General features: G+C 61.9%; 22 protein-coding genes and 5 tRNA genes. 18 read left to right on the forward strand and 9 right to left on the reverse strand.

The genetic code is table 11. The features are described 5' to 3' along the window. Positions 1–4 precede the first annotated feature (4 nt). The 4 genes from codB to AC09SL_RS16155 all read right to left on the reverse strand — a co-directional run bounded on the left by codB (position 5) and on the right by AC09SL_RS16155 (position 4,153). Entirely contained in the window at positions 5–1,276 is a 1,272-nt protein-coding gene (gene codB, locus AC09SL_RS16140; RefSeq protein ID WP_058546870.1) for a cytosine permease, read from the reverse strand. Between the two features lie 190 nt (positions 1,277–1,466). Then, complete coding sequence (locus tag AC09SL_RS16145) at positions 1,467–2,297, reverse strand: alpha/beta fold hydrolase (protein ID WP_058546871.1); 831 nt, start codon at positions 2,295–2,297, stop codon at positions 1,467–1,469. Between the two features lie 337 nt (positions 2,298–2,634). After that, a complete protein-coding gene (gene queD, locus AC09SL_RS16150) occupies positions 2,635–2,991 on the reverse strand; it encodes a 6-carboxytetrahydropterin synthase QueD (RefSeq protein WP_003203918.1) in 357 nt (118 codons plus the stop codon). Positions 2,992–3,073: 82 nt separating this feature from the next. After that, positions 3,074–4,153 carry a hypothetical protein gene (locus tag AC09SL_RS16155; RefSeq protein ID WP_064106995.1) on the reverse strand — a complete coding sequence of 360 codons (1,080 nt, stop codon included), beginning with the start codon at positions 4,151–4,153 and terminating at the stop codon, positions 3,074–3,076. Between the two features lie 313 nt (positions 4,154–4,466). Here AC09SL_RS16155 and AC09SL_RS16160 point away from each other — a divergent pair, with 313 nt between their 5' ends. From AC09SL_RS16160 to AC09SL_RS16185, 6 genes are all read left to right on the forward strand, one after another. Beyond that, a complete protein-coding gene (locus tag AC09SL_RS16160; RefSeq protein WP_058545264.1) occupies positions 4,467–4,775 on the forward strand; it encodes a PepSY domain-containing protein in 309 nt (102 codons plus the stop codon). Beyond that, positions 4,775–5,086: a PepSY domain-containing protein gene (locus AC09SL_RS16165; protein WP_058545263.1), complete on the forward strand. Its 312-nt coding sequence runs from the start codon at positions 4,775–4,777 to the stop codon at positions 5,084–5,086. The genes AC09SL_RS16160 and AC09SL_RS16165 overlap by 1 nt, the downstream gene beginning before the upstream one ends. Next, positions 5,086–5,754 (forward strand): response regulator transcription factor, encoded by a 669-nt coding sequence (locus tag AC09SL_RS16170; RefSeq protein ID WP_058545262.1) that lies wholly within the window; start codon positions 5,086–5,088, stop codon positions 5,752–5,754. The genes AC09SL_RS16165 and AC09SL_RS16170 overlap by 1 nt, the downstream gene beginning before the upstream one ends. After that, positions 5,751–7,064, forward strand: coding sequence for a sensor histidine kinase (locus AC09SL_RS16175; protein ID WP_058545261.1), 1,314 nt, complete (start codon positions 5,751–5,753; stop codon positions 7,062–7,064). The genes AC09SL_RS16170 and AC09SL_RS16175 overlap by 4 nt, the downstream gene beginning before the upstream one ends. 195 nt (positions 7,065–7,259) lie before the next feature. Next, the gene (locus AC09SL_RS16180) at positions 7,260–8,576 is read left to right on the forward strand and encodes a Na+/H+ antiporter family protein (RefSeq protein WP_165826076.1); all 1,317 of its coding nucleotides are present in this window, start codon (positions 7,260–7,262) and stop codon (positions 8,574–8,576) included. Positions 8,577–8,835: 259 nt separating this feature from the next. Next, positions 8,836–10,515, forward strand: coding sequence for a methyl-accepting chemotaxis protein (locus AC09SL_RS16185; RefSeq protein WP_064106997.1), 1,680 nt, complete (start codon positions 8,836–8,838; stop codon positions 10,513–10,515). A 186-nt stretch (positions 10,516–10,701) separates the two neighbouring features. Here AC09SL_RS16185 and trhP read toward each other — a convergent pair whose 3' ends face one another. After that, positions 10,702–12,069 (reverse strand): prephenate-dependent tRNA uridine(34) hydroxylase TrhP, encoded by a 1,368-nt coding sequence (gene trhP, locus AC09SL_RS16190; protein WP_058543869.1) that lies wholly within the window; start codon positions 12,067–12,069, stop codon positions 10,702–10,704. Between the two features lie 146 nt (positions 12,070–12,215). On the opposite strand from trhP, the gene AC09SL_RS16195 reads away from it, so the two are divergent. Continuing rightward, positions 12,216–13,277 (forward strand): AI-2E family transporter, encoded by a 1,062-nt coding sequence (locus AC09SL_RS16195; RefSeq protein ID WP_058543864.1) that lies wholly within the window; start codon positions 12,216–12,218, stop codon positions 13,275–13,277. Here the strand turns inward: AC09SL_RS16195 and AC09SL_RS16200 are convergent. The 3 genes from AC09SL_RS16200 to AC09SL_RS16210 all read right to left on the reverse strand — a co-directional run bounded on the left by AC09SL_RS16200 (position 13,274) and on the right by AC09SL_RS16210 (position 14,062). Continuing rightward, positions 13,274–13,456: a hypothetical protein gene (locus tag AC09SL_RS16200; protein WP_058543865.1), complete on the reverse strand. Its 183-nt coding sequence runs from the start codon at positions 13,454–13,456 to the stop codon at positions 13,274–13,276. The two genes, AC09SL_RS16195 and AC09SL_RS16200, sit on opposite strands and share 4 nt — an antisense overlap. An 89-nt stretch (positions 13,457–13,545) precedes the next feature. Continuing rightward, positions 13,546–13,740: a hypothetical protein gene (locus AC09SL_RS16205; protein ID WP_058543866.1), complete on the reverse strand. Its 195-nt coding sequence runs from the start codon at positions 13,738–13,740 to the stop codon at positions 13,546–13,548. Positions 13,741–13,986: 246 nt separating this feature from the next. Further along, positions 13,987–14,062 (reverse strand) — tRNA-Asn (locus AC09SL_RS16210). Between the two features lie 234 nt (positions 14,063–14,296). On the opposite strand from AC09SL_RS16210, the gene AC09SL_RS16215 reads away from it, so the two are divergent. After that, positions 14,297–14,524 (forward strand): hypothetical protein, encoded by a 228-nt coding sequence (locus AC09SL_RS16215; protein ID WP_018612405.1) that lies wholly within the window; start codon positions 14,297–14,299, stop codon positions 14,522–14,524. Between the two features lie 322 nt (positions 14,525–14,846). Here the strand turns inward: AC09SL_RS16215 and AC09SL_RS16220 are convergent, their stop codons facing one another. Continuing rightward, entirely contained in the window at positions 14,847–16,043 is a 1,197-nt protein-coding gene (locus AC09SL_RS16220; protein WP_058543867.1) for an amino acid aminotransferase, read from the reverse strand. A gap of 331 nt (positions 16,044–16,374) precedes the next feature. Between AC09SL_RS16220 and uvrB the strand changes: the two genes are divergently transcribed. From uvrB to AC09SL_RS16270, 10 genes are all read left to right on the forward strand, one after another. After that, positions 16,375–18,390 (forward strand): excinuclease ABC subunit UvrB, encoded by a 2,016-nt coding sequence (gene uvrB / locus AC09SL_RS16225; RefSeq protein WP_058543868.1) that lies wholly within the window; start codon positions 16,375–16,377, stop codon positions 18,388–18,390. Positions 18,391–18,516: 126 nt separating this feature from the next. Then, a complete protein-coding gene (gene gltX, locus AC09SL_RS16230; RefSeq protein ID WP_003203882.1) occupies positions 18,517–19,998 on the forward strand; it encodes a glutamate--tRNA ligase in 1,482 nt (493 codons plus the stop codon). A 270-nt stretch (positions 19,999–20,268) separates the two neighbouring features. After that, positions 20,269–20,344, forward strand: a tRNA-Ala gene (locus tag AC09SL_RS16235). A gap of 79 nt (positions 20,345–20,423) precedes the next feature. After that, positions 20,424–20,499 (forward strand) — tRNA-Glu (locus tag AC09SL_RS16240). A 53-nt stretch (positions 20,500–20,552) separates the two neighbouring features. Then, positions 20,553–20,628: transfer RNA gene (locus AC09SL_RS16245), tRNA-Ala, on the forward strand. Between the two features lie 75 nt (positions 20,629–20,703). Continuing rightward, a tRNA-Glu gene (locus AC09SL_RS16250) sits at positions 20,704–20,779 on the forward strand. Between the two features lie 180 nt (positions 20,780–20,959). Next, entirely contained in the window at positions 20,960–21,499 is a 540-nt protein-coding gene (locus tag AC09SL_RS16255; RefSeq protein ID WP_058546579.1) for a TetR/AcrR family transcriptional regulator, read from the forward strand. Between the two features lie 28 nt (positions 21,500–21,527). Then, positions 21,528–22,361 carry an alpha/beta fold hydrolase gene (locus AC09SL_RS16260; RefSeq protein WP_058546580.1) on the forward strand — a complete coding sequence of 278 codons (834 nt, stop codon included), beginning with the start codon at positions 21,528–21,530 and terminating at the stop codon, positions 22,359–22,361. A 45-nt stretch (positions 22,362–22,406) separates the two neighbouring features. Then, positions 22,407–22,892, forward strand: a complete 486-nt coding sequence (locus tag AC09SL_RS16265; protein ID WP_064106998.1) for an acyl-CoA thioesterase — start codon at positions 22,407–22,409, stop codon at positions 22,890–22,892. Positions 22,893–23,006: 114 nt separating this feature from the next. Beyond that, positions 23,007–23,966, forward strand: a complete 960-nt coding sequence (locus AC09SL_RS16270) for a tRNA dihydrouridine synthase (protein ID WP_058546581.1) — start codon at positions 23,007–23,009, stop codon at positions 23,964–23,966. Positions 23,967–24,046: the final 80 nt, after the last annotated feature.

Consider the following 24,046-nt stretch of genomic DNA (forward strand, 5'->3'; position numbering starts at 1 on the left):
TCCTTTAGAGGTCTTGGAGGGGGGTGTCAGCGGCGCGAGTACCCATTACGCTGATCAATAGCACATACGTTAGCGCGCCGGCAGCGATTCCTACCAGTGGTGCGACCCATGGCGAATTGAATGCCGCGACGGTGCCAACCCCATAGGCCAACAGCCCGGGCCAGTTGAACGCCGGCAGTTGCGCCTCGGCCAGGCGCGGATAACGACCACGCCAGCGGAAGAAGAAGTCGGCCATGATCACCCCGCCAATGGGTGGAATCACCGTGCCCAGCAGGATCAGGTACGGCACCAGCAGGTCGTACATGCCCAGCAGCGCCAGCAGCGTGCCGATCACCGCGCCGCCCAGGGTCACGCTTTTGCGCCGGCGGGTGCGCAGCAGGTTGCAACCGGCCACGGCGAAGTTGTAGATGGTGTTGTCCTGGGTGCTCCAGATGTTGAGCAGCAGCATGGCCATCGCCGCCATGGCGAAGCCCTGCAGCAGCAACACTTCGACCACGTCCGGTTGTTGATAGACGATGGCCCCGTAGGCGCCGATCAGCACCATCAGGCCGTTACCGATGAAAAAGCCGATCAGGCTCGCCAGCACCGCGACCTTCGCCGAGCGGGAAAACCGCGTCCAGTTGGTCGCCTGGGTCGCGCCGCTGACGAAGGTGCCGAACACCAACGTGATGGCGGTGGACCGGTCGAGGCTGCCCGTCGGCACTATCGCCAGCAAGCCATCGAGGCCGCCGGCCTTCACCGTCGCGACCCACATCGACAGCATCAGCAGCAACATCATCGCCGGCACGGCAATGTAGGAGAGGATTTCCAGCCCGCGATAGCCGATGTAGGCCGTGGCGCAGAAGCCCAGGCCGAACAGCACCATCAACCCGAGCACGGTGCCTTCGCTCAATTGGAAATACTTGCCCAGCACCACCGCGGCCGTCGCCGTGCCCCAGGCGTACCAGCCGATCTGGGTGAACCCCAGTATCAAGTCACTGAGCTTGCTGCCCACCTCGCCGAAGCAGAAGCGGCCCATCAGCACCGAATTGAGCCCGCTCTTGAAGGCGATGTAGCCCAGGCCGGCGGCGTAGAGGCCCAGCAGCAGATTGCCGATGACGATGACCGTGAGCATTTCGGCAAAGCCGAACGCCACCCCCAGCTTGCCCCCGGCAAACATGGTGGCGGTAAAAAAGGTGAAACCCAGCAGCACCATGGCCGTGGAGGCCAGGCCTTTGCGAGCGTGCATGGGGACTTCGCTCAGGGGATAGTCGTTGCCCGGGTCGTTCTGAGTCATGTGGCGGTCCTTGCGGATGAGGGATGTCGCAAGCGTGCAGCGGCCGTGCCAAGCGAGTGATCGCGAGGTTATTTATAGACAATCTTTGGGATTGGGTGGGCGAAGGGATCGAAAGCGGTGCGGCGGTGATTCAAGTTGGAACACAAATCCCTCTACCCATGAAGGCTCCCACAGGGAAATGCAGTGTTCTTCAGGTCGAGGAATGCAACGCCAGGAACCGCAACACCGCCGCGACGACGGCCTCCGGCGCATCTTCCTGGACCAGGTGCCCGGCGTTCGGAATAGGGTGGAACTGTGCTCCTGGAATCAGCCGGTGCAGGGCACGACCGCGCTCGATGGGGATCCATTGGTCATCCTCGCCCCACAGTATCTGGGTCGGGCAGCGCACGGTCGGGTACAAGCCCTCGACCTCGCGGGTGTAACGCTCGTCCATCTGTGCGATCTGCCGGTAGAACGCCGCCTGGCCCGGCTCGCCAAGCCACGGCTGCACGTAAGGCGCCAGTTCTGCGTCCGGGATGTCCCGCTTGATCGCGCCGCGGATATAGGTCGGCACGATCGCCCGCTGGATGTAGTCGGGCAGGCCGCTGAAGGCAGCTTCATGCTGGCGTACATGCTGCACAAAGGGTGAACCCCAGGGCGAGAGGGCCACCGGGTCGATCAGGGTCAGGCTGCGGTAGTCCTTGCCATCGAGCAGGTGCGTGCGCAGGGCCGTGGCGCCGCCAAAGTCATGGGCCACCACATCGGGGCAGTCCAGGTGCCAGTGCTCCAGCAGTTGTGCGAGTAACGGGTTCTGCACGCCGAGGGACACATCGGCATCCGGTTGCGCGGACTGGCCGTATCCCAGCAGGTCGAAGAAATGCACCCGGTGGGTGGCGAAGAACAGCGGGGCGATGCGGTGCCACACGTAGGAAGAGAAGGGCGTGCCGTGGACAAACACCAGCGGCGGGCCGTCGCCGTGGATGGCGTAGCGGATGGGGTGTCCGTTGAAGTCGTATAGCTGATCCAGTGGCCAGTTGGTCATGATCGATACTCCACTGAGAATGGTCAGGGGATGGAGCATAGGCCAATGCGATTCAGCAGGGGAGACACCCTTGCTCCCGCTGGGCCGCAGGAGCTGTGTAGGAGCTATGTAGGAGCTATGTAGGAGCTATGTAGGAGCTGTGTAGGAGCTGTGTAGGAGCTGTCGAGTGCAACGAGGCTGCGATCTTTCCAAAGACACTTGAATCTCAAGCGAAAGATCAAAAGATCAAAAGATCAAAAGATCAAAAGATCAAAAGATCAAAAGATCAAAAGATCGCAGGCTTCGCCAGCTCCTACAGAGTCCAACGAGAGCACGCGCGCTCGCCACAAGGGATTGGCTATTCGCCGTGGTAGATGCAACCGCTGGTGCAGGTCTCGTGGATGCGAATGGCGCTGAGTTCCGGCAGCAACGGCTTCAACTCATTCCAGATCCACTTGGCCAGGACTTCGCTGGTGGGGTTTTCCAGACCTGGGATGTCGTTGAGGTAGTTGTGGTCCAGGCGCTCGTAGAGCGGCTTGAAGATCGCCTTGATCTCCGAGAAGTCGCGAATCCAGCCCGTGTGCGGGTCGATGTCGCCGCTCAGGTGGATCGCCACCTTGAACGAGTGGCCATGAAGGCGGCCGCACTTGTGGCCGTCCGGCACGTGGGGCAGGCGGTGGGCGGATTCGAAGGTAAACTCTTTGAAAATTTCCACAGGTTCGGGCTCTTTATATAGCGGTCGCGAGGCAGGCGGCGCAGTTTATCAGTTTGATAACGGCGTTGCGCGGCCGTGCTGACTAAAGGGTCAGCAAACGCTCGGCCAAGCCACCGTTGGCCGTCAGCTCCAGGAACTCATCGCCGAGCCGACGGCTCTCGTCCATCGCCGTGCGCCAGTACTGGCGGCGGCTCGGGTCATCGCCCATGAAACGCTTGAAGTCGTTGCGGTCCGGCAGTTTGCCGTAGGGCAGGCGCGCCAGGTATTCACGGGACGGTGCCAGCAAGAGCACGTCTTGCAGGCGGTCGACGTTGCCCCGGCGCCACGGCAGGCCCTTGTCGAACCAGCCGGGAATGACCCGGTCGGTGAAGTGCGGGTACAGCACGATGTCCTCGCCGCTGTACGGCAGGTCCAGGTGGTAGTCCAGCAAACCGCCGTCGCGGTAGGTGCCGGCGCCGGCGCCCGGCAGGTCGCGCACACCTTCCATGACCATCGGGATCGAGCCCGAGGCCAGCAGGGCCTGGCGCAGGTTGCCGGCGGCCAACGGAACGAAGCGCGACGGAAAGTCATTCAACGGGTGCAGGGGCGGCGCCAGGCGTGGGTCATGGATGATCAGCCGTTCGAAATGCCGCGACAGCCGCGCCCGGCCGCGCAGGTTATCGGCGATCACCGACGACAAGCCCAGGCCTAGCCGGCCGCGATGATCCTGGGCCAGCAGGCCGTGGCTCTTGACCACCATGATGTTGAGCCGGTATCGCGGGTTATCGAGGATCGAAGCGTCGCGGCCGTCGAGCAAGTCATCGAGCATGCGTTGCGAGCTCTGGCTGACCCCGGCCATGGTCACGCCCTTGGCGAAGCTTTGTTCGTTGTACAAGGTGCCCAGGCGCCGGATTCCCTCGGCGGCGTCCGGCAGGCAGGCGCTGGCGAAGCGCCAGGCACCCACCGAGGCCCCGATCAGCGAGCGTTCCCGGGGCGCGGCGGGCAGCCATTCGCCGAACAGCGCCAGGTCCAGCCCCTGGATGCCCAAGGCCTTGGGGCCGCCGGCGGCGCCCGGCAGGATGCCGACGTCGGCGGCGTTCAAGCCAGCCTGGCGAATCCGCCCGAACGCGCGCGGGCCGGCCTTGAGGGTGAGGGCGGGGAACTTGATGTGGATGGCGGTCATACCGGTCTCATGGTCTGGCGGGTGCAGCGATTATAGGGAGTCCTGTAGGAGCTGCGTAGGAACTGTGTACGAACTGCGTAGGGGCTGTGAGCTGTGTAGGAGCTGCGTAGGAGCTGTCGAGTGCAACGAGGCTGCGATCTTGCCCCAGACACTTGAGTCGCAAGCGAAAGATCAAGATCAAGATCAAGCAAGATCAAAAGATCGCAGCCTTCGGCAGCTCCTACGGGAGGAGTGTTCCATGATGGCCATTCAGTTTCAGTTAAGTTCCTCCCGATACAGTCCCTCGGTAAAGATTATAAAAAGGAGATAACCCATGAACCGCCTGACTGCCTTTTTCATCGCGACCCTCATGGCACTCGGTACCAGCCTGGCTCACGCACGAGACCTGAACGCGGACGAAGCCCGCAAACTGCAAGACGCTGGTACCATCTGGCCCTTCGAAAAACTCAACGCCGCTGCCCTGGCCGAGCACCCTGGTGCCACCTTGACCGATACCGAGCTGGAACAAGAGTACGGCAGGTACATTTACCAGGTGGAACTGCGCGATACGAAGGGCATCGAGTGGGATCTGGAATTGGACGCCACCAACGGCAAGGTGCTCAAGAATCATCAGGATACGTAATGAAGCTTAATCTGCGCGCCCATAGTCGATGGGCGCTGGCGCTGCTGGCGTTTTGTTCGTTGGCCGTGGCCCGCGACCTGGATCAGGACGAGGCCCTGCAATTGCGCCAGCAGGGTGTGATCTTGCCGCTGGAGCAACTGCTGCAACAGGCGCTGGACCGGCACCCCGGCGCCAAACTGCTGGAAGCCGAGTTGGAGGAGAAACACGGCGTCTATATTTATGAGGTCGAGCTGCTGGACACCAACGGCGTCGTGCGCGAATTGGACCTGGAGGCCAAAACTGGCCGCTTACTCAAAGATAAGGAAGACTGATGCGCCTGCTTCTGGTGGAAGATCACGTGCCCCTGGCCGACGAACTGATGGCCGGGCTTGCCCGCCAGGGTTACGCCGTCGATTGGCTCGCCGATGGTCGCGACGCGGTGTACCAGGGCAGCAGCGAACCCTACGACCTGATCATTCTCGATCTCGGCCTGCCGGGTGTACCGGGGCTCGAGGTGCTGGCCCAATGGCGCACCGGTGGCCTGAGCACGCCGGTGCTGATTCTCACCGCCCGCGGATCCTGGGCCGAGCGCATCGAGGGGCTCAAGGCCGGCGCCGATGACTACCTGACCAAACCCTTTCATCCTGAAGAACTTCACCTGCGGATCCAGGCGCTGTTGCGCCGTTCCCACGGCCAGGCCAACCAACCGACGCTGCAATCGGCGGGACTGCATCTGGATGAAGGCCGCCAATGCGTGATTCGTGACGGTGCGGAGATTCAGCTGACTGCCGCCGAATTCCGGCTGTTGCGCTATTTCATGCTGCACCCCGAGCAAATCCTTTCCAAAAGTCATCTCGCCGAACACCTGTATGACGGTGAGACCGAGCGCGATTCCAACGTGCTGGAAGTCCACGTCAATCACCTGCGGCGCAAGCTGGGCCGTAGCGTGATCGAAACCCGTCGCGGCCAGGGTTACCTGTTTGGCGGGAAGGCGCAGTGAGATCCATCCAGCGGCGCCTGAGCCTGGGGCTGATCGGTGTGATGGTGGTGGTCGGCCTGGTCCTGGCACAGACCAGCCTGTGGTTGTTCGAGCTGGGCTTGCAGCGTTACCTGGAAGCCGGGCTGCGCAACGACAGCGAGAACCTGCTGGTGGCCCTGGTGCGCGGCCCGCAGGGGCTGCAACTGGATGAACGACGTTTGTCGCCGGCCTACCAGCGGCCGTTTTCCGGGCACTATTTCCGCATCGATTTTGCCGACGTGCACTGGCGCTCCCGCTCCCTGTGGGACCAGGAATTGCCCCGCCTCGACCACCCGGGCCTGCACAGCAACCTGCAACTGGGCCCTGAAGGCCAGAAGCTGCTGGTGCTGCGCACCGACTATCGACGGCTGGGCCAGGCGATTTCCATCAGCGTGGCCCAGGACTACACGCCGGTGCGTGACAGCTTCCGCCGGATGCAGCAGATCGGCCTGGGTCTCGGGTTGGCGGGGCTGCTGTTGATTCTGTTGCTGCAACGCATCACCGTGCGCCGCGCCTTGCGTCCGCTGGACCGGGCGCGGGAGCAGATTGCCCAGTTGCAACGCGGGCAGCGTTCGCAACTCGACGAACAGGTGCCACGGGAGCTGGAACCGCTGGTGGCGCAAATCAACCATCTGCTGGCCCACACCGAAGACAGTCTCAAGCGTTCGCGCAACGCCTTGGGCAACCTCGGCCATGCCTTGAAAACCCCCCTGGCGGTGCTGCAAAGCCTGGCGTCGAACGAGAAGCTCGACCCGTATCCCGAGCTGCGCAAACTATTGCTCGAGCAACTGGAGCAAGTCCGCCAGCGCCTGAACCGGGAACTCAACCGCGCCCGCCTGTCCGGCGATGCCTTGCCCGGCGCGCACATGGACTGCGACGCCGAGCTGCCGGGGTTGCTGGCCACGCTGAACATGATCCATGGCGAACACCTGAACCTGAGCTACGTCGCCCCGCCAGGCCTGCACCTGCCCTGGGACCGTGAGGACCTGCTGGAACTGCTGGGCAACCTGCTGGACAACGCCTGCAAATGGGCCGACGCCGAGGTGCGCCTGACCATGACCGAGACGGTCGAGGGGTTCAGCCTGGCCGTGGAGGACGATGGCCCGGGCATCCCCAAGGATCGCCGCGACCAGGTGTTCAGCCGCGGCACGCGGCTGGATGAACAGACCGATGGGCACGGCCTGGGCCTGGGCATCGTGCGGGACATCGTCGACACCTGGGGCGGCCTGCTGGCGTTGGACGACAGTGAGTGGGGTGGGTTGAAGGTGGTGATCGAGCTGCCCAAGCGCTGACAGCTATTTCATGGCACCGCCTCCCTGTGGGCGAGCCTGTGGATAGGGTGAGGCTGTGGGAGCAAAGCCCCCACCTCCAAGGGGGGCAAGACTTGAAAACCCGCCCCACGGCCCTTGCAGCTTGCCGCCGCTTGCTGCAAAGTCGCGACCTTTTTGTCCGGTGGCATTCCATCGCTGTGCTTTGAGGTAATGATGATAAATGCAGTAATTGCCGCGGTTGGCGTCATGCTGGTGCTCAGCCTGGCCCGCGTGCATGTGGTGATCGCGCTGATTGTCGGCGCGTTGGTGGGTGGCCTGACGGGTGGCCTGGGGATCGAGGCAACGCTCAAGGCGTTCAATGCCGGCCTGGGTGGCGGTGCGACGGTGGCGTTGTCCTACGCCTTGCTCGGTGCCTTCGCCGTGGCGATTGCCAAGTCCGGCATGGCCCACGCCCTGGCGGACAAAGCCCTGGCCCTGGTGGATCGCCAGGACGCCGCGGGTGGTTCGGGTATCAAATGGGTGCTGATCGGTTTGCTGGGAACGGTCGCGGTCGCCTCCCAGAACATTCTGCCGATCCACATCGCCTTCATCCCGTTGCTGGTGCCGCCGCTTCTCTATGTGCTGACCAAGTTGCAGTTGGACCGCCGGTTGGTCGCCTGCGTCATGACCTTCGGCCTGATCACGCCCTACATGTTCCTGCCGGTGGGCTTCGGCAACATCTTCCTCAACGAAATCCTCCTGGCCAACGTCGCTCGCAGCGGTGTGGATGTCAGCGGTATCAACATTACCCACGCCATGGGCATCCCGGCGCTGGGCATGGTGTTCGGCCTGGCGCTGTCGTTTTTTACCTATCGCAAGAAGCGCGTCTACGATCTGAAGCAAATTGCCCGGGTCGAGCAAGTGGCGGTGCGCTACAACCCGCTGAGCCTGATGGTGGCCGGGTGTGCGGTGGCGGCGGCGTTCGCGGTGCAGCTGCTGGTGGACTCGATGATCATCGGCGCCCTGGTCGGGTTCCTGATTTTCTCGCTGTCGGGAGTGGTGCGCTGGCGCGAGACTGACGACCTGTTCACCGAAGGCATGAAGATGATGGCGATGATCGGCTTCATCATGATCGCGGCCTCAGGTTTTGCCGAAGTGATGAAGGCCACCGGTGAAGTCCAGAGCCTGGTGCAAACCTCGGCGGCCTGGATTGGCCACAACAAGGGCATTGGCGCGCTGATTATGTTGCTGGTGGGGCTGCTGGTGACCATGGGCATCGGCTCGTCGTTTTCCACGGTGCCGATCCTGGCGACGATTTTCGTACCACTGTGCCTGCAACTGGGCTTCAGCCCGCTGGCGATCGTCTGCATCGTCGGCACTGCCGGCGCCCTGGGCGACGCCGGCTCGCCTGCCTCGGACTCGACCCTGGGCCCGACTTCCGGCCTGAACATCGACGGCCAGCACCATCACATCTGGGACACCGTGGTCCCGACCTTCATCCACTACAACCTGCCGCTGCTGGTGTTTGGTTGGGTGGCGGCGATGGTGTTGTAAGGCCGATTCAACAAGACTCAAGGACCGAGTCGCCCCCTTCGCGAGCAAGCCCGCTCCCTCACTGGATCTGCTGTGAGCACAGGATATGTGCACACCAGCAATCCCTTGTGGGAGCGGGCTTGCTTGCGAAGAGGCCTTTGAATCCAGCGAGCAAGCTGCTGACCGTTCGCGATAGTTCGTTAAACCTGTCCTACAGTTTTGCCGAGCGATGCCGTTAATACAGCTAACCACGCCAATAACATCTACAAGAGTGAACAGCATGCGCCTGAGCCTGAAGGCTAAAGTCCTGTCCCTTGCGATACTGCCGGTATTGCTGTCCGCCGTGATCATCAGCCTGACCACGGCTTTCATTTTGAAGGAGCAAGCCAGCAAAGAGGTCCAGCAGACCCGCGAACGTCTGCTCAGCGACGCCAAGGCCACGCTGCAGAACTACGTGGCGGTGGGCCTGACCGCCATCAAGCCGCTCTACGATGCCGCCGCGCCAGGCGATAAAGAAGCGCGTGCCCAGGCGATCAAGCTGCTGTCCAATATCAGCTACGGCAAGGACGGCTATTTCTTTGGCTACGACTCCGAGACCATTCGTCTGTTCAAGGCCAACAGCCCTGATGGCGTGGGCAAGAGTTTCAAGGACAACCGCGACCCGAACGGTGTCTATGTCAACCGTGACCTGGTGAAAGTCGCCAAGGACGGTACGCATTACCTGGAATACAGCTCGCCGCTGCCCGGCAGCAAAGACCTGGTGCCCAAGCTGGGCTACACCGAATACCTGCCCAAGTGGGACCTGGCGGTCGGCAGCTCGGTCAACCTGGACGGTATTGAAGCCCAGGTGGCGTTGGTGGAAGCCAAGGTCCATGAACGTCTGCAAGGCGTGATATTGAGCATCGTCGGGATTGCGGTCGTGGTGTTGCTGGTGATCGCGGTGGTGGGGTTGTTGCTGGCCAACGCCATCCTGCGGCCATTGCACCTGATGAAGGACAACCTGGATGACATCGCCGCGGGTGAGGGTGACCTGACGCGCCGCCTGACCATCACCAGCCAGGACGAGCTCGGCCAGTTGGCCGGTTCGTTCAACCGCTTCGTCGACAAGATCCACGGCCTGGTGCGGCAGATCACCGACATGACCTCGCAACTGACCGGGCTGGTGACGCAAGTCTCCGAGCAGGCCCAGCGCTCCGAGCAGGCCATGGAGCGCCAGCGCCACGAAACCGATCAGGTCGCCACGGCGATCAACGAGATGTCCTCGGCTGCCCAGGAGGTCGCCCGCAGCGCCCAGGGCGCCGCCGTCGCGGCCCAGCAGACCGACGAGGAAGGGCAATCGGCCAAGCGCGTGGTGGCCGGCAGCATCCAGCAGATTCATGCGTTGGTGAACGATATCCGCAGCAGCGGCGTGTCCCTGGACAGCCTGCAGCAGGACGTGGCCTCGATTGTCAGTGTGCTAGGGGTGATTCGTTCGATTGCCGAGCAGACCAACCTGTTGGCCCTCAACGCCGCCATCGAGGCCGCGCGGGCCGGCGAGGCGGGGCGTGGGTTCGCGGTGGTGGCCGATGAAGTGCGGGCCCTGGCCAGCCGGACCCAGCAGAGCACCCAGGAAATCCAGGGCATGATCGATCGCTTGCAATCAGGCACTCACGCGGCGGTGGAAGCGATGCGCCGTTCCAGTGAGGCCGGCGACGGCACCTCGGAGCGGGCCAACGAGGCGGGCGCCTCCCTGGACACCATGGCGCAACTGATCGGCACCATCAACTCGATGAACGCCCAGATCGCCAGCGCTGCCGAAGAACAGACCGCGGTGGCCGAGGAAATCAACCGCAGCGTGCATCAGATCGCCGTGGCCGTGGACAGCGTCGCCGACGAAACCCAACTCGGCGCCCAGACGTCCCGCAGCCTGGCCGACCTGGGCCAGCGCCTGGGCAAGCTGGTGGGGCAGTTCCGGATCTGATCCCCTCGCAGCAGGAGCTGCCGAAGGCTGCGATCTTTTGCTCTCGATCCAGATGTTTTCACCTGGGCAACCGGGTCTTATCGAGAAAGAAGGATCGCAGCCTTCGGCAGTTTCTGTCGGGCTCACGAGGCGCAAACACAACAAACCCATGTGTGAGCGAGTTTGATCGCGATAGCGGTGTGTCAGTCAAATGAATTTGGCTGATCCGACGCCATCGCGAGCAAGCTCGCTCACAGGGCGCACATCGCGCATCAACAACCCAAACCGCAGATCCACCGCATCCGGGATGGGCACGTACACCACGTGCCCATCCCCCGGTGCCACCTCGATGCCCTGGCCTTTGGCGTTCTGCAACTGATGCAGGTCGAAATGGAAGTTGCCCTTTGGGGTCATCAGTTCCAGGTGGTCCCCCAGGCCAAAGCGGTTCTTCACCCGCACTTCGGCCAGACGTTCACGCCGCTCACCGGTCAGTTCGCCGACGAACTGCTGGCGCTCCGATACCGAACTGCCGTTCTGGTAGTTCTGGTATTCGTCGTGCACGTGGCGCCGCAGAAAACCTTCGGTGTAGCCGCGCTGGGCCAGGGACTCCAGGTCGGTCATCAGGCTGCGATCGAATTCCCGGCCGGCCACTGCGTCATCGATGGCCCGGCGATACACCTGGGTGGTGCGCGCGCAATAGAAGTGCGACTTGGTCCGGCCTTCGATCTTCAATGAATGCACACCCATGCGCGCCAGGCGCTCGACGTGCTGCACGGCCCGCAGGTCCTTGGCATTCATGATGTAGGTGCCGTGCTCGTCCTCGAAGGCTGGCATGGATGCTTCCGGGCGGTTGGCTTCCTGAAGCAAAAACACTTGGTCGGTGGGCGCACCGAGGCCCAGGGTCGGTTCGGGCTGATAGGTCTGCACAATGTCGCCCACGGCGTTTTCCACCGCCGGTTGTGCCGAATACTTCCAGCGACAGGCATTGGTGCAACTGCCTTGGTTGGCGTCGCGCTTGTTCAAATAGCCGGACAGCAGGCAGCGCCCGGAATAGGCCATGCACAGCGCGCCGTGGACGAACACTTCCAGCTCCATGGCCGGCACCTGCTCGCGGATCTCGGCGATTTCCTCCAGGGACAGTTCCCGAGACAGGATGATCCGGCTCAAGCCCTGCTGCTGCCAGAACTCGACGCTCGCCCAGTTCACCGTGTTGGCCTGCACCGACAGGTGAATCGGCATCTGGGGGAAATGCCGGCGCACCAGCATGATCAGCCCCGGGTCGGACATGATCAGCGCGTCCGGCGCCATGGCGATCACCGGTTCGAGGTCTTTGAGGAAGGTGCGCAGCTTGGCGTTGTGCGGGGCAATGTTCACCACCACGTAGAAGCGCTTGCCCATGGCCTGGGCCTCGGCAATACCCAAGGCCAGGTTCGCGTGGTCGAATTCGTTGTTGCGCACCCGCAGGCTGTAGCGCGGCTGGCCGGCATACACTGCATCGGCACCGTAGGCGAAGGCATAGCGCATGTTTTTCAGGGTGCCGGCGGGAGCCAGCAGTTCGGGGGCGGCGAAGGTCATGATGGCGTCGGATCGCAAAAGGCGGCGAGGGTAGCTCATGCTTGGCCAGGTCTTATTGATCTGAATCAATGCACCGCGTAAACGTGAAGGCACTCCCACGCGTCCTGGCGGACTAATGTTTATCCCGCCTTTGGACATGGAAGCTGATGAATCGAAAGATGCTGCAAAACAAAGCCCAGATGTTGCTCCTGGTGCTGGTCACGGTCGCCTTCATCTGGATTCTGCTGCCGTTTTACGGCGCGGTGTTCTGGGCGGTGATCCTGGGCATCGTCTTTGCCCCGATGCAGCGCCGCCTGCAGTTGAAGTTCGGCTGGCACCGCAATGTCACCTCACTGTTCACGTTGAGCATCTGTGTGGTCAGCGCGATCTTGCCGGTGATCATCATCAGTACGTTGTTGGTCCAGGAAGGCGCGGCGTTGTACAAGAGCCTGGAAAGCGGAGAGCTGGACATTGCCGATTACCTGGCCCGCTTCAAGGATGCCTTGCCGCCGTACTTTCAGCACCTGCTGGACCGCTTCGGCCTGGGCAACCTGAACGGCTTGCGCGACAAGATCGTCAAGAGCGCGATGCAGGGCAGCGAGTTCTTCGCCACCCAGGCCTTCAGTTTCGGCCAGGGGACCTTTCAGTTCCTGGTCAGCTTCTTCGTGATGATCTACTTGCTGTTCTTCTTTCTGCGCGACGGTGCGGAGTTGGTGCGCAAGGTGCGCACGGCCGTTCCCTTGGCGGAACACCAAAAACGCCGCCTGCAGTTGAAATTCAATCGGGTGGTGCGGGCCACGGTGAAGGGCAACCTGCTGGTCGCCATCAGCCAAGGTGCGCTGGGTGGGTTGATCTTCTGGATCCTGGGGATTCCGACGGTGTTGCCCTGGGCGGTGCTGATGGCGTTCCTGTCGTTGTTGCCGGCGGTGGGGGCGGGCCTCGTCTGGGCGCCAGTGGCGGTGTATTTCCTGCTCTCGGGGGCGATCTGGCAGGGCGTGGTGCTGACGCTGTTCGGGGTGTTCGTGATCGGCCTGGTGGACAATTTCCTGAGGCCGATCCTGGTGGGCAAGGACACCAAGATGCCCGACTACCTGGTACTGGTCTCGACGCTGGGCGGGCTGGCGGTGTTCGGGCTCAATGGCTTCGTGATCGGGCCGCTGATTGCCGCGCTGTTCATGTCGAGTTGGGCCCTGTTCACCGAAACAACGCCGCGGGTGCAGTTGCCTTAGGCGCTCAGCAGGTACGGGCCGATGCGTTGCGACAGGGCCTGGGCGGCGGGCAGTGAAGTCAGCGGGCCACTGATGGTCACGCCGTCCTGCACCAGATACCAGCAGACCAGCAACCCGAGTTCCCGGAGTGGGGCGGGGACGGCGCTGCCAATGACAGACATGATTTGAACCTTGGACATGGGAAACCTCCATCAATCGATGGGGTTACCTTACGACTCAGTGGGGGTAACGAAAAATCAACCGGCTCAATAGTAGGAATCGATGCCGCTCAATCGACGACCAGATCGAGCATGTGCACCACTTCCTGCTCGTTGAGCAGGCCCTTGCGCACCAGGTTTTCCGCCAGCAGGGAAAGGAACTTGGCGCTGCGGTGGCCTTCCAGTTGCTTGAGTTCGGTCAGCGCGTTGTACACCTTGCTGGAGGTGCACAGGCCGACGATGCGGTGGGGGTTTTGTGTGGGCATACCTTCGTCCTTGTTTTTATGAAGCTGTTGTTGGCGGACAGAGCCAGGTTGCGGCCCTGTCATGACGCACACGTGACAGCTCGAGTTGTTGGAAAAAGAAAGCAGGATTCAGACCATAATGCCTTTTTGGCGCCGGATTATTGTTCCGGCAGCGACCTCGGGCAGGCTTATACGGCCATCAGTCTGTTTTTTACCCACAAAAAAGCCCCTGGATCTTTCGATTCAGGGGCTTTGTTTGTTGCTGTCTGGCTCCACGACCTGGACTCGAACCAGGGACCCAGTGATTAACAGTCACTTGCTCTACCAACTGAGCTATCGCGGAATGGCGCGTATGTTACTGATTGGAAAAGAGAAGTCAAGCGTCCATTGCCGGACGGCGCATTCCTGGTGCTCTTTGACGGACAATCAACGATTGGCAGTTACCGCCAGGGCAGGAGAGGACTACCATGGTCGCCCGGAAGTGGCAGGACGCGCTGCCGGCCATTCGCCGACATAAGGTACGCGCCATGAACCACCTGTTTCCCCTTCACACAGCCCGCCGCGCCGAGGTGCTTCTGTGAGTACCGCCCAGATCAGCTTGCCCAAGGGTGTGGGACCTCATGCCGAGAAACTGTACGACGCCATCACCCAGGCCAGCACCGCCGAAGAACTGAACCGTGCCGGTGGCAAGGCCGAGGGCTTTGTCCTGGGGCTGGAAAGCACCAAGGCGATCAAGAGCCAGGTGGCCGAGTCGTTGTATGTCATTTATGACGATGCGGCGAGCCAGCGGGCGACGGAGTTGTAGCCTCAGCGAGAGTGTCGTGCCAGGTGCTTTTGTGGCCTTGCCTTTGTGGCGAGGGAGCTTGCTCCCGCTGGGCTGCGCCCGTAGGAGCTGTGTAGGAGCTGTCGAGTGCAACGAGGCTGCGATCTTTCCACTGACAATTGAGTCCAGAGCGAAAGATCAAGATCAAAAGATCGTCCGAACGCGGCCCGAGCCTCCGCCAGCTCCTACAGAGCCCAGCGGGAGCAAGCTCCCTCGCCACAGGTTGGGGGCTCCTGAGCTGTAGGCACACTCAAAAAAACGGGAAGCTCAATGGCTTCCCGTTTTTCATCCAGCACCGAAAACGTCAGATCACCTGGACGATGGCCTTGGTCACCGCATCGATGTTGTTCTGGTTCAACGCGGCCACGCAGATGCGGCCGGTGTCCAGGGCATAGATGCCGAACTCGTTGCGCAAGCGCGTCACTTGTTCAACGGTCAGGCCAGAGTAGGAGAACATCCCGCTCTGGCGTGCGACGAAGCTGAAGTCGTGATGCGGGGCGGCCTTGGCCAGCATGTCGACCATCTGGTTGCGCATGCCGCGAATGCGCAGGCGCATCTCGGCCAGTTCGGCTTCCCACTGGGCCCGCAGCTCAGGGCTGTTGAGCACGGCGGCAACGATGCTGGCGCCATGAGTTGGCGGGTTGGAGTAGTTGGTGCGGATCACGCGCTTGACCTGGGACAGCACGCGGGTACTTTCTTCTTTCGATTCGCTGACGATCGACAGGGCGCCGACGCGCTCGCCGTACAGGGAGAACGACTTGGAGAACGAGCTGGAGGCGAAGAAGGTCAGGCCCGACTCGGCGAACAGGCGCACGGCCGCCGCGTCTTCGTCGATACCGGCGCCAAAGCCCTGGTAGGCCATGTCCAGGAACGGCACGTGGTTCTTGGCCTTGACCACGGCCAGCACGTTTTTCCAGTCTTCGGGGCTCAGGTCCACGCCGGTCGGGTTGTGGCAGCAGGCGTGCAGCACAACGATCGAGCGGTCGGGCAGGGCATTGAGGTCTTCCAGCAGGCCGCTGCGGTTCACGTCGTGGGTGGCGGCGTCGTAGTAGCGGTAGTTCTGCACCGGGAAGCCGGCGGTTTCGAACAGGGCGCGGTGGTTTTCCCAGCTTGGGTCGCTGATGGCGACGACGGCGTCAGGCAGCAGTTGCTTGAGGAAGTCGGCACCGATCTTCAGTGCACCGGTGCCGCCCACGGCCTGGGTGGTGATGACGCGGCCGGAAGCGATCAGCGGCGAATCCTTGCCAAACAGCAAGGTCTGCACGGCCTGGTCGTAGGCGGCAATGCCGTCGATCGGCAGGTAACCACGGGAAACGTGCTGAGCCACGCGAGCCGTCTCGGCCTCGACAACCGCGCGCAGGAGTGGAATACGCCCCTCTTCATTGCAGTAAACACCTACACCCAGGTTGACCTTATTGGTACGGGTGTCGGCATTGAAAGCTTCGTTGAGGCCCAGGATGGGGTCGCGGGGTGCCAATTCGACAGCGGAAAACAGGCTCATTATTGCGCGGCTCTAATGGAGAGTGAGGGGAGGTGTGGCGCTCCAGCCGAATGCACTAGAGCGGTGCACAAACGGGGAGCTAGTATAGAGGCCATCACCCGGCGCGGCGACAGGCGATTCGGGTTTTACGCTAAGTTTTTACGATTTTTTTCGACCGTTAGTCCTCTCGCCGCGTCAAAGTCTTCAAGGCGTGTAGGACGTTCGTCTTGAAAGCGAAGGCATTCACCTCCACATTGTGTGCATTCCAGTTTTTTCCTCGGACGACATCGGTCGTTTCGGTCTTTCTCGTTCCTGTCGGCTGGCCGACAGGGGTGAATCCAGAGGTTATGTCATGTCTGAATTCCAGCTAGTCACCCGCTTCCAGCCCGCCGGCGATCAGCCGGAAGCCATCCGCTTGATGGTCGAGGGCATCGAGGCCGGGCTGGCGCACCAGACACTGCTCGGTGTGACCGGTTCGGGCAAGACCTTCAGCATTGCCAACGTGATCGCCCAAGTGCAGCGCCCGACCCTGGTACTGGCGCCGAACAAGACCCTGGCGGCGCAGCTGTACGGTGAGTTCAAGGCGTTTTTCCCGAATAACGCCGTGGAGTACTTCGTTTCCTACTACGACTATTACCAGCCCGAGGCCTACGTGCCGTCGTCGGACACCTTCATCGAGAAGGATGCCTCGATCAACGACCACATCGAACAGATGCGACTGTCGGCGACCAAGGCGTTGCTTGAGCGCAAGGACGCGATCATCGTCACCACGGTGTCGTGCATCTATGGCCTGGGTAGCCCGGAAACCTACCTGAAGATGGTGCTGCACGTGGATCGCGGCGACAAACTCGACCAGCGCGCCTTGCTCAGGCGCCTGGCGGACTTGCAGTACACCCGTAACGACATGGATTTCGCCCGGGCGACGTTCCGGGTGCGTGGCGACGTGATCGATATCTACCCGGCGGAATCGGACCTGGAAGCGATCCGCATCGAGCTGTTCGACGATGAAGTGGAGAGCCTTTCGGCGTTCGATCCGCTGACCGGCGAAGTCATCCGCAAGCTGCCACGCTTCACGTTCTACCCCAAGAGCCACTACGTCACGCCCCGGGAAACCCTGCTCGATGCCATCGAAGGGATCAAGGTCGAGTTGCAGGAGCGCCTGGAATACCTGCGTTCGAACAACAAATTGGTGGAAGCCCAGCGTCTGGAACAACGGACTCGGTTCGACCTGGAGATGATCCTCGAGCTGGGCTACTGCAACGGCATCGAAAACTACTCGCGCTACCTGTCGGGCCGTCCAGCGGGCGCGCCGCCGCCGACCTTGTATGACTATCTGCCGGCCGATGCCTTGCTGGTCATCGACGAATCCCACGTCAGCGTGCCCCAGGTCGGCGCCATGTACAAAGGCGACCGTTCGCGCAAGGAAACCCTGGTGGAGTACGGTTTCCGGCTGCCCTCGGCGCTGGACAACCGGCCGATGCGCTTCGACGAATGGGAAAGCGTGAGCCCGCAGACGATTTTCGTCTCGGCCACCCCCGGCAACTACGAGGCCGAGCATGCCGGGCGGGTGGTCGAACAGGTGGTGCGGCCCACCGGCCTGGTCGATCCGCAGGTTGAAGTGCGCCCGGCGCTGACTCAGGTCGATGATCTGCTCTCGGAAATCTCCAAGCGTGTGGCAGTGGAGGAACGGGTGCTGGTCACCACGCTGACCAAGCGCATGGCCGAAGACCTCACCGACTACCTGGCCGACCATGGCGTGCGCGTGCGTTACCTGCACTCGGACATCGACACGGTGGAGCGGGTCGAGATCATCCGCGACTTGCGCCTGGGCACCTTCGACGTGCTGGTGGGCATCAACCTGCTGCGCGAAGGCCTGGACATGCCGGAAGTGTCGCTGGTGGCGATTCTCGACGCCGACAAGGAAGGTTTCCTGCGTTCCGAGCGCTCGTTGATCCAGACCATCGGTCGCGCGGCGCGTAACCTCAACGGTCGGGCGATTCTGTATGCCGACCGCATCACCGGTTCCATGGAGCGGGCCATCGGCGAGACCGAACGCCGTCGCGACAAACAGATCGCCTTCAACCTGGCCAATGGCATCACCCCCAAGGGTGTGTTCAAGGACGTTGCCGACATCATGGAAGGCGCCACCGTGCCAGGCTCGCGCAGCAAGAAGCGCAAGGGCATGGCCAAGGCGGCCGAAGAGAGCGCCCGCTACGAGGCCGAACTGCGCTCGCCGAGCGAAATCACCAAGCGCATCCGGCAGTTGGAAGAAAAAATGTACCAACTGGCCCGGGACCTGGAGTTCGAGGCGGCGGCGCAGTTGCGTGATGAAATTGGCAAGTTGCGCGAGCGGTTGCTGACCGTTTGAGGTTTGGGCGACTCGGTCTGACGGCCGGCGACACAAATCCCGCTCTCACTGGAGCCCGCCCGCCATCGCCTGTTACCATTCGCCCCCTGTTCGATCTTCGCTTTTATATTCTTTCCGAGACATGCCATGACCACCGTCCGCACCCGCATCGCGCCTTCGCCCACTGGCGATCCCCATGTCGGCACCGCCTACATCGCTTTGTTCAACTATTGCTTTGCCAAGCAGCATGGCGGCGAGTTCATCCTGCGGATCGAGGACACCGACCAGTTGCGTTCGACCCGCGAGTCCGAACAGCAGATCTTCGACGCCCTGCGCTGGCTGGGGATCGACTGGAGCGAAGGCCCGGATGTCGGCGGCCCGCACGGTCCGTACCGCCAGAGCGAGCGGGGTGACATCTACAAGCAGTATTGCCAGCAACTGGTGGACATGGGGCATGCGTTCCCATGTTTCTGCACCGCCGAAGAGCTGGACCAGATGCGCGCCGAGCAAATGGCCCGTGGTGAAACCCCGCGCTACGACGGCCGGGCGCTGCTGCTGTCCAAGGAAGAAGTCGCCCGTCGCCTGGCGGCCGGCGAGCCCCATGTGATCCGCATGAAGGTGCCGACCGAAGGCGTCTGCGTGGTGCCGGACATGCTGCGTGGCGATGTCGAGATCCCGTGGGATCGCATGGACATGCAAGTGCTGATGAAGACCGACGGCCTGCCGACGTACTTCCTGGCGAACGTGGTCGACGATCACCTGATGGGCATCACCCACGTCCTGCGCGGTGAAGAATGGCTGCCGTCGGCGCCGAAACTGATCCTGCTTTACGAATACTTCGGCTGGGAACAACCACAGCTGTGCTACATGCCGCTGCTGCGTAACCCGGACAAGAGCAAGCTGTCCAAGCGCAAGAACCCGACCTCGGTGACGTTCTACGAGCGCATGGGCTTCATGCCCGAGGCAATGCTCAACTACCTGGGGCGCATGGGCTGGTCGATGCCGGACGAGCGCGAGAAGTTCTCGCTGCAGGAAATGGTCGAGCATTTCGATCTGTCGCGCGTGTCCCTGGGCGGGCCGATCTTCGACGTCGAGAAGCTGTCGTGGCTCAACGGCCAGTGGCTGCGGGACCTGCCGGTGGAAGAGTTCGCCGCACGTGTGCAGAAGTGGGCCTTGAACCCTGAGTACATGATGAAGATCGCTCCCCACGTGCAGGGCAGGGTTGAGACCTTCAGCCAGATCGCCCCGCTGGCCGGCTTCTTCTTCGCCGGCGGCGTGACGCCGGATGCGAAGTTGTTCGAATCCAAGAAGCTTTCGGGCGATCAGGTGCGCCAGTTGATGCAACTGATCCTGTGGAAGCTCGAAAGCCTGCGTCAGTGGGAGAAGGACAGCATCACCGCGACCATCCAGGCCGTGGTCGAGTCGCTGGAGTTGAAACTGCGCGATGCCATGCCGCTGATGTTCGCCGCCATTACCGGTCAGGCCAGCTCGGTGTCGGTGCTCGATGCGATGGAAATCCTCGGGCCGGACCTGACCCGTTTCCGCCTGCGCCAGGCCATCGATCTGCTCGGTGGCGTGTCGAAGAAGGAAAACAAGGAGTGGGAAAAACTGCTCGGCGCTATTGCCTGATCACTCGTAGGAGCTGCGTAGGAGCTGTCGAGCGAAGCGAGGCTGCGATCTTTTGATCTTTCGCTTGAGATTCAAATAGCTGGGGGAAGATCGCAGCCTCGTTGCACTCGTCAGCTCCTACACAACTCCTACGAAACAGGCGAGGCCCCAGTTTTATTGGGGGAGGGTGGTAAGTGATTGTTATCCCGGCAAAAAACTTTCAAATTTGTTGAAAATAAATTTGACAGCCCTCCGATACGCCCTTAAGATTCGCCCCGTCCTCAGCGATGAGGGGCTATAGCTCAGCTGGGAGAGCGCTTGCATGGCATGCAAGAGGTCGACGGTTCGATCCCGTCTAGCTCCACCAATTTACACTTCAAGGCCTGGCCACACGGGGCTTGAAGCGATCAACACTCAGCGTTGATCAGTTGTATAGAAGGGTTTGCGTCCCCTTCGTCTAGTGGCCTAGGACACCGCCCTTTCACGGCGGTAACAGGGGTTCGAGTCCCCTAGGGGACGCCAGTTTTACAGAAGCGATGTTGCAAGATGTCGCTCCGCCGCGAGGCGAAAAATCCGGGGCTATAGCTCAGCTGGGAGAGCGCTTGCATGGCATGCAAGAGGTCGACGGTTCGATCCCGTCTAGCTCCACCAATTACAGGTTCAAGGTCTGGCCACACCGTCCTTGAATCGATCAGTTCTCAGCACTGATCAAGTCAGAAGGTTTGTGTCCCCTTCGTCTAGTGGCCTAGGACACCGCCCTTTCACGGCGGTAACAGGGGTTCGAGTCCCCTAGGGGACGCCACGATTACCCGCTCTGCGGGATTTTATAAGGGTCATTCAATTCTTGAATGGCCCTTTTGTTTGTCTGGCGTTCGGCCAATTCCCTTATCCTTGAAAATAGACTTCTGACCAGCGGTCAAATTTCCGCTTGCGGAAAATTATTACATGGATAATATTTCAGTCGTAATATTCGGAGGCGACGATGAGCGATAAAAAGGCACAAACCCGTGAACGCATTCTCAAGGCCGCCAGCGATGCGCTGATCCAGCGTGGGCCGGCAGAGCCGAGCGTGGGCGAGGTGATGGGCGCGGCCGGGCTGACAGTGGGCGGTTTTTATGCCCATTTCGAAAGCAAGGATGCCTTGATGCTCGAGGCATTCAAACAGTTGCTCAATCGGCGCCGCGGCTTGATCGCCGACATGGACGGCGAGCTGACAGGCGAAGAGCGACGCGCTCTGGTGGCGGCGTTCTATCTGTCACGCAAGCACCGTGACTCCACCGAGCAAGCCTGCCCGATCCCCGCGTCGGTCGGCGAGCTTGGCCGGCTGCCGGATGCGTTTCGTGAGGTGCTCAATGAGCATATCGAGTTGATGGTCGCGCAATTGGCGGCCAGCCCGGAGGACGCCGACAAGGCCCTGGCCGACATCGCCTTGATGGTGGGCGGGCTGGCCTTGGCACGGGCGCTGGGCCCTGGAGAGTTATCGGACCGTTTGCTGCGCGCCGCCAAGTCGGCGGTGCGATGAGCTGAGGCGCAAGCCCTGGAGATGAGCGATGAACAGGTTGAGCTGGATTCGTAGCGTCAATGGCACGCTTGGCTGGGTGGCTCCGCGCCTGGTGGCCAAGCAGATGCGTTCGCTGTTCATGCGCCCGCGGAACTTGCCGCCGCGGGATTGGGAACTGCCGCTGCTGGCCTCGTCCGAGCGTATCACCTTGCGCTTCGGTCTCTCGGCCTTGCGCTGGGGCAAAGGTCCGGCAGTCTTGCTGATGCATGGCTGGGAAGGGCGGCCGACTCAGTTTGCAGCGCTGATCACGGCCCTGGTAGACGCCGGCTATACGGTGGTGGCGCTGGACGGTCCGGCCCATGGGCGCTCACCGGGTCGCGAGGCGAATGTCCTGTTGTTTGCCAGGGCCATGCTCGAAGCCGCCGCTGAGCTGCCGCCGTTGCAGGCCGTGATCGGGCATTCCATGGGGGGCGCCAGTGCCATGCTCGCGGTTCAGTTGGGGTTGCGCACCGAAACGTTGGTCAGCATCGCCGCGCCCGCCCGCATTCTTGGGGTACTGCGCGGTTTCTCCCGGATGATGGGGCTGCCCCCCAAGGCGCGTTCGGCGTTCATTCGCCAGGTGGAAAGCGATGTGGGCATGCCCGCCTCGAAGATGGACGTTGCGCATTACCAGCTGGACGTGCCGGGGTTGATTGTCCATGCCGAGGACGACACTTTCGTCTCGGTCAAGGAGTCGCAACTGATTCATGAAGCCTGGTTCGACAGCCGCTTGCTGCGACTGCCGCAGGGCGGGCATCAGCGGGTGCTGGCCGATCCTCGTGTCATTGATGGGGTGTTGTCACTGCTGGCTGGTAGAAGCCTGCAAGCGCGGCAATCGGCTTGAGCATCCGGTACACTGCCCCGATCCAAATTCGACCAGGAGAGGGGCATGGGCTGGGATCGCGCAACACCGTTCATTATTGATCTTCAGGTAAATGCCGAAGACATCGACGGACTGGGCCACGCCAACAACGCGGTGTACGTCACCTGGCTCGAGCGCTGCGCCTGGCGCCATTCCCAGCGCTTGGGCCTGGATCTGGTGGAGTACCGGCGCCTGGACCGGGCCATGGCAGTGGTGCGGCATGAAATCGATTACCTGGCAGCCGCCTATGAAGGCGACGAATTGCAGTTGGCGACCTGGATCGTCGATTGGGACCAGCGGTTGAAGATGACCCGGCATTTCCAGCTGATCCGCCCCAGCGACAACACCACCTTGCTGCGGGCCCAGACCACCTTTGTCTGCATCGAATTGTCCACCGGCAGGCCCAAGCGCATGCCGCCGGAATTCATCGAGGGCTATGGCGTGGCGCTAAACCCTTGTGGGAGCGAGCTTGCTCGCGATAGCGGCGGCACATCCGGCATCGTTGCAAGCTGACCCAGCGCTTTCGCGAGCAAGCTCGGCTCCCACAGGGGATTGGTGGTGAATTCCGATGTCGTAGCCAAAATCCGGTAAACTGCCGCACGTTTTTTCGTTCGAGTGTGTGTTTTCATGCAAATTGCCCTGGCGCCCATGGAGGGGTTGGTCGACAACATCCTGCGGGATGTCCTGACCCGTGTTGGCGGGATCGACTGGTGTGTCACCGAGTTCGTCCGCGTCAACGACCGTCTGCTCACGCCGGCCTATTTTCATAAGCTCGCCCCTGAGCTGCTGACCGGTGCCCAGACGGCTGCCGGCGTGCCGTTGCGGGTGCAGTTGCTCGGTTCCGATCCGGTGTGCCTGGCGGAAAACGCAGCGTTGGCGTGTGAGCTGGGTTCGCAGGTTATCGACTTGAACTTCGGTTGCCCGGCCAAGACCGTGAACAAATCCAGGGGCGGGGCGGTATTGCTCAAGGAGCCGGAACTGCTCAACGAAATCGTCGAGCACGTGCGTCGTGCCGTGCCAAAACACATCCCGGTCACCGCCAAGATGCGCCTGGGTTTCGATAGCCCGGACGGCGCGCTGGTCTGTGCTACGGCGCTGGCCGAAGGCGGCGCGGCGCACATCGTGGTGCATGCGCGGACCAAGGTCGATGGCTACAAGCCTCCGGCCCACTGGGAGTGGATTCCCCGGGTGCAGGAAGTGGTCAAGGTGCCGGTGTTCGCCAATGGCGATATCTGGAGCGTGGACGATTGGCGCCGTTGCCGCGAAATCAGCGGTGTCGAGGACATCATGCTCGGTCGCGGTCTCGTTTCCCGCCCTGACCTGGCCCGGCAGATCGCCGCCGCCCGGGCCGGTGAGGACGTTGTCGAGATGTCCTGGGCCGAGTTGCAACCGATGCTCCAGGACTTCTGGGTGCAAGTGGTCGAGCAACTGACACCGCGCCAGGCCCCGGGCCGGTTGAAGCAGTGGCTGGCGATGCTGACCCGCAATTACCCCGAAGCGGTGGCGTTGTTTACCGCTTTGCGTCGAGAAACCGATCTGGACGCGGTGGGCCATTTGTTGGGTGTGAAACGCACCGAAGCGGCCTGAAAAAATTCAAAAAAAGCTCTTGAAAAGTTTTTGGCGGTCCCTAGATAGGGATTACGCGATGCCGAATTCGGGTCGCGGAG

It is taken from the genome of Pseudomonas sp. PF05, assembly GCF_056521845.1.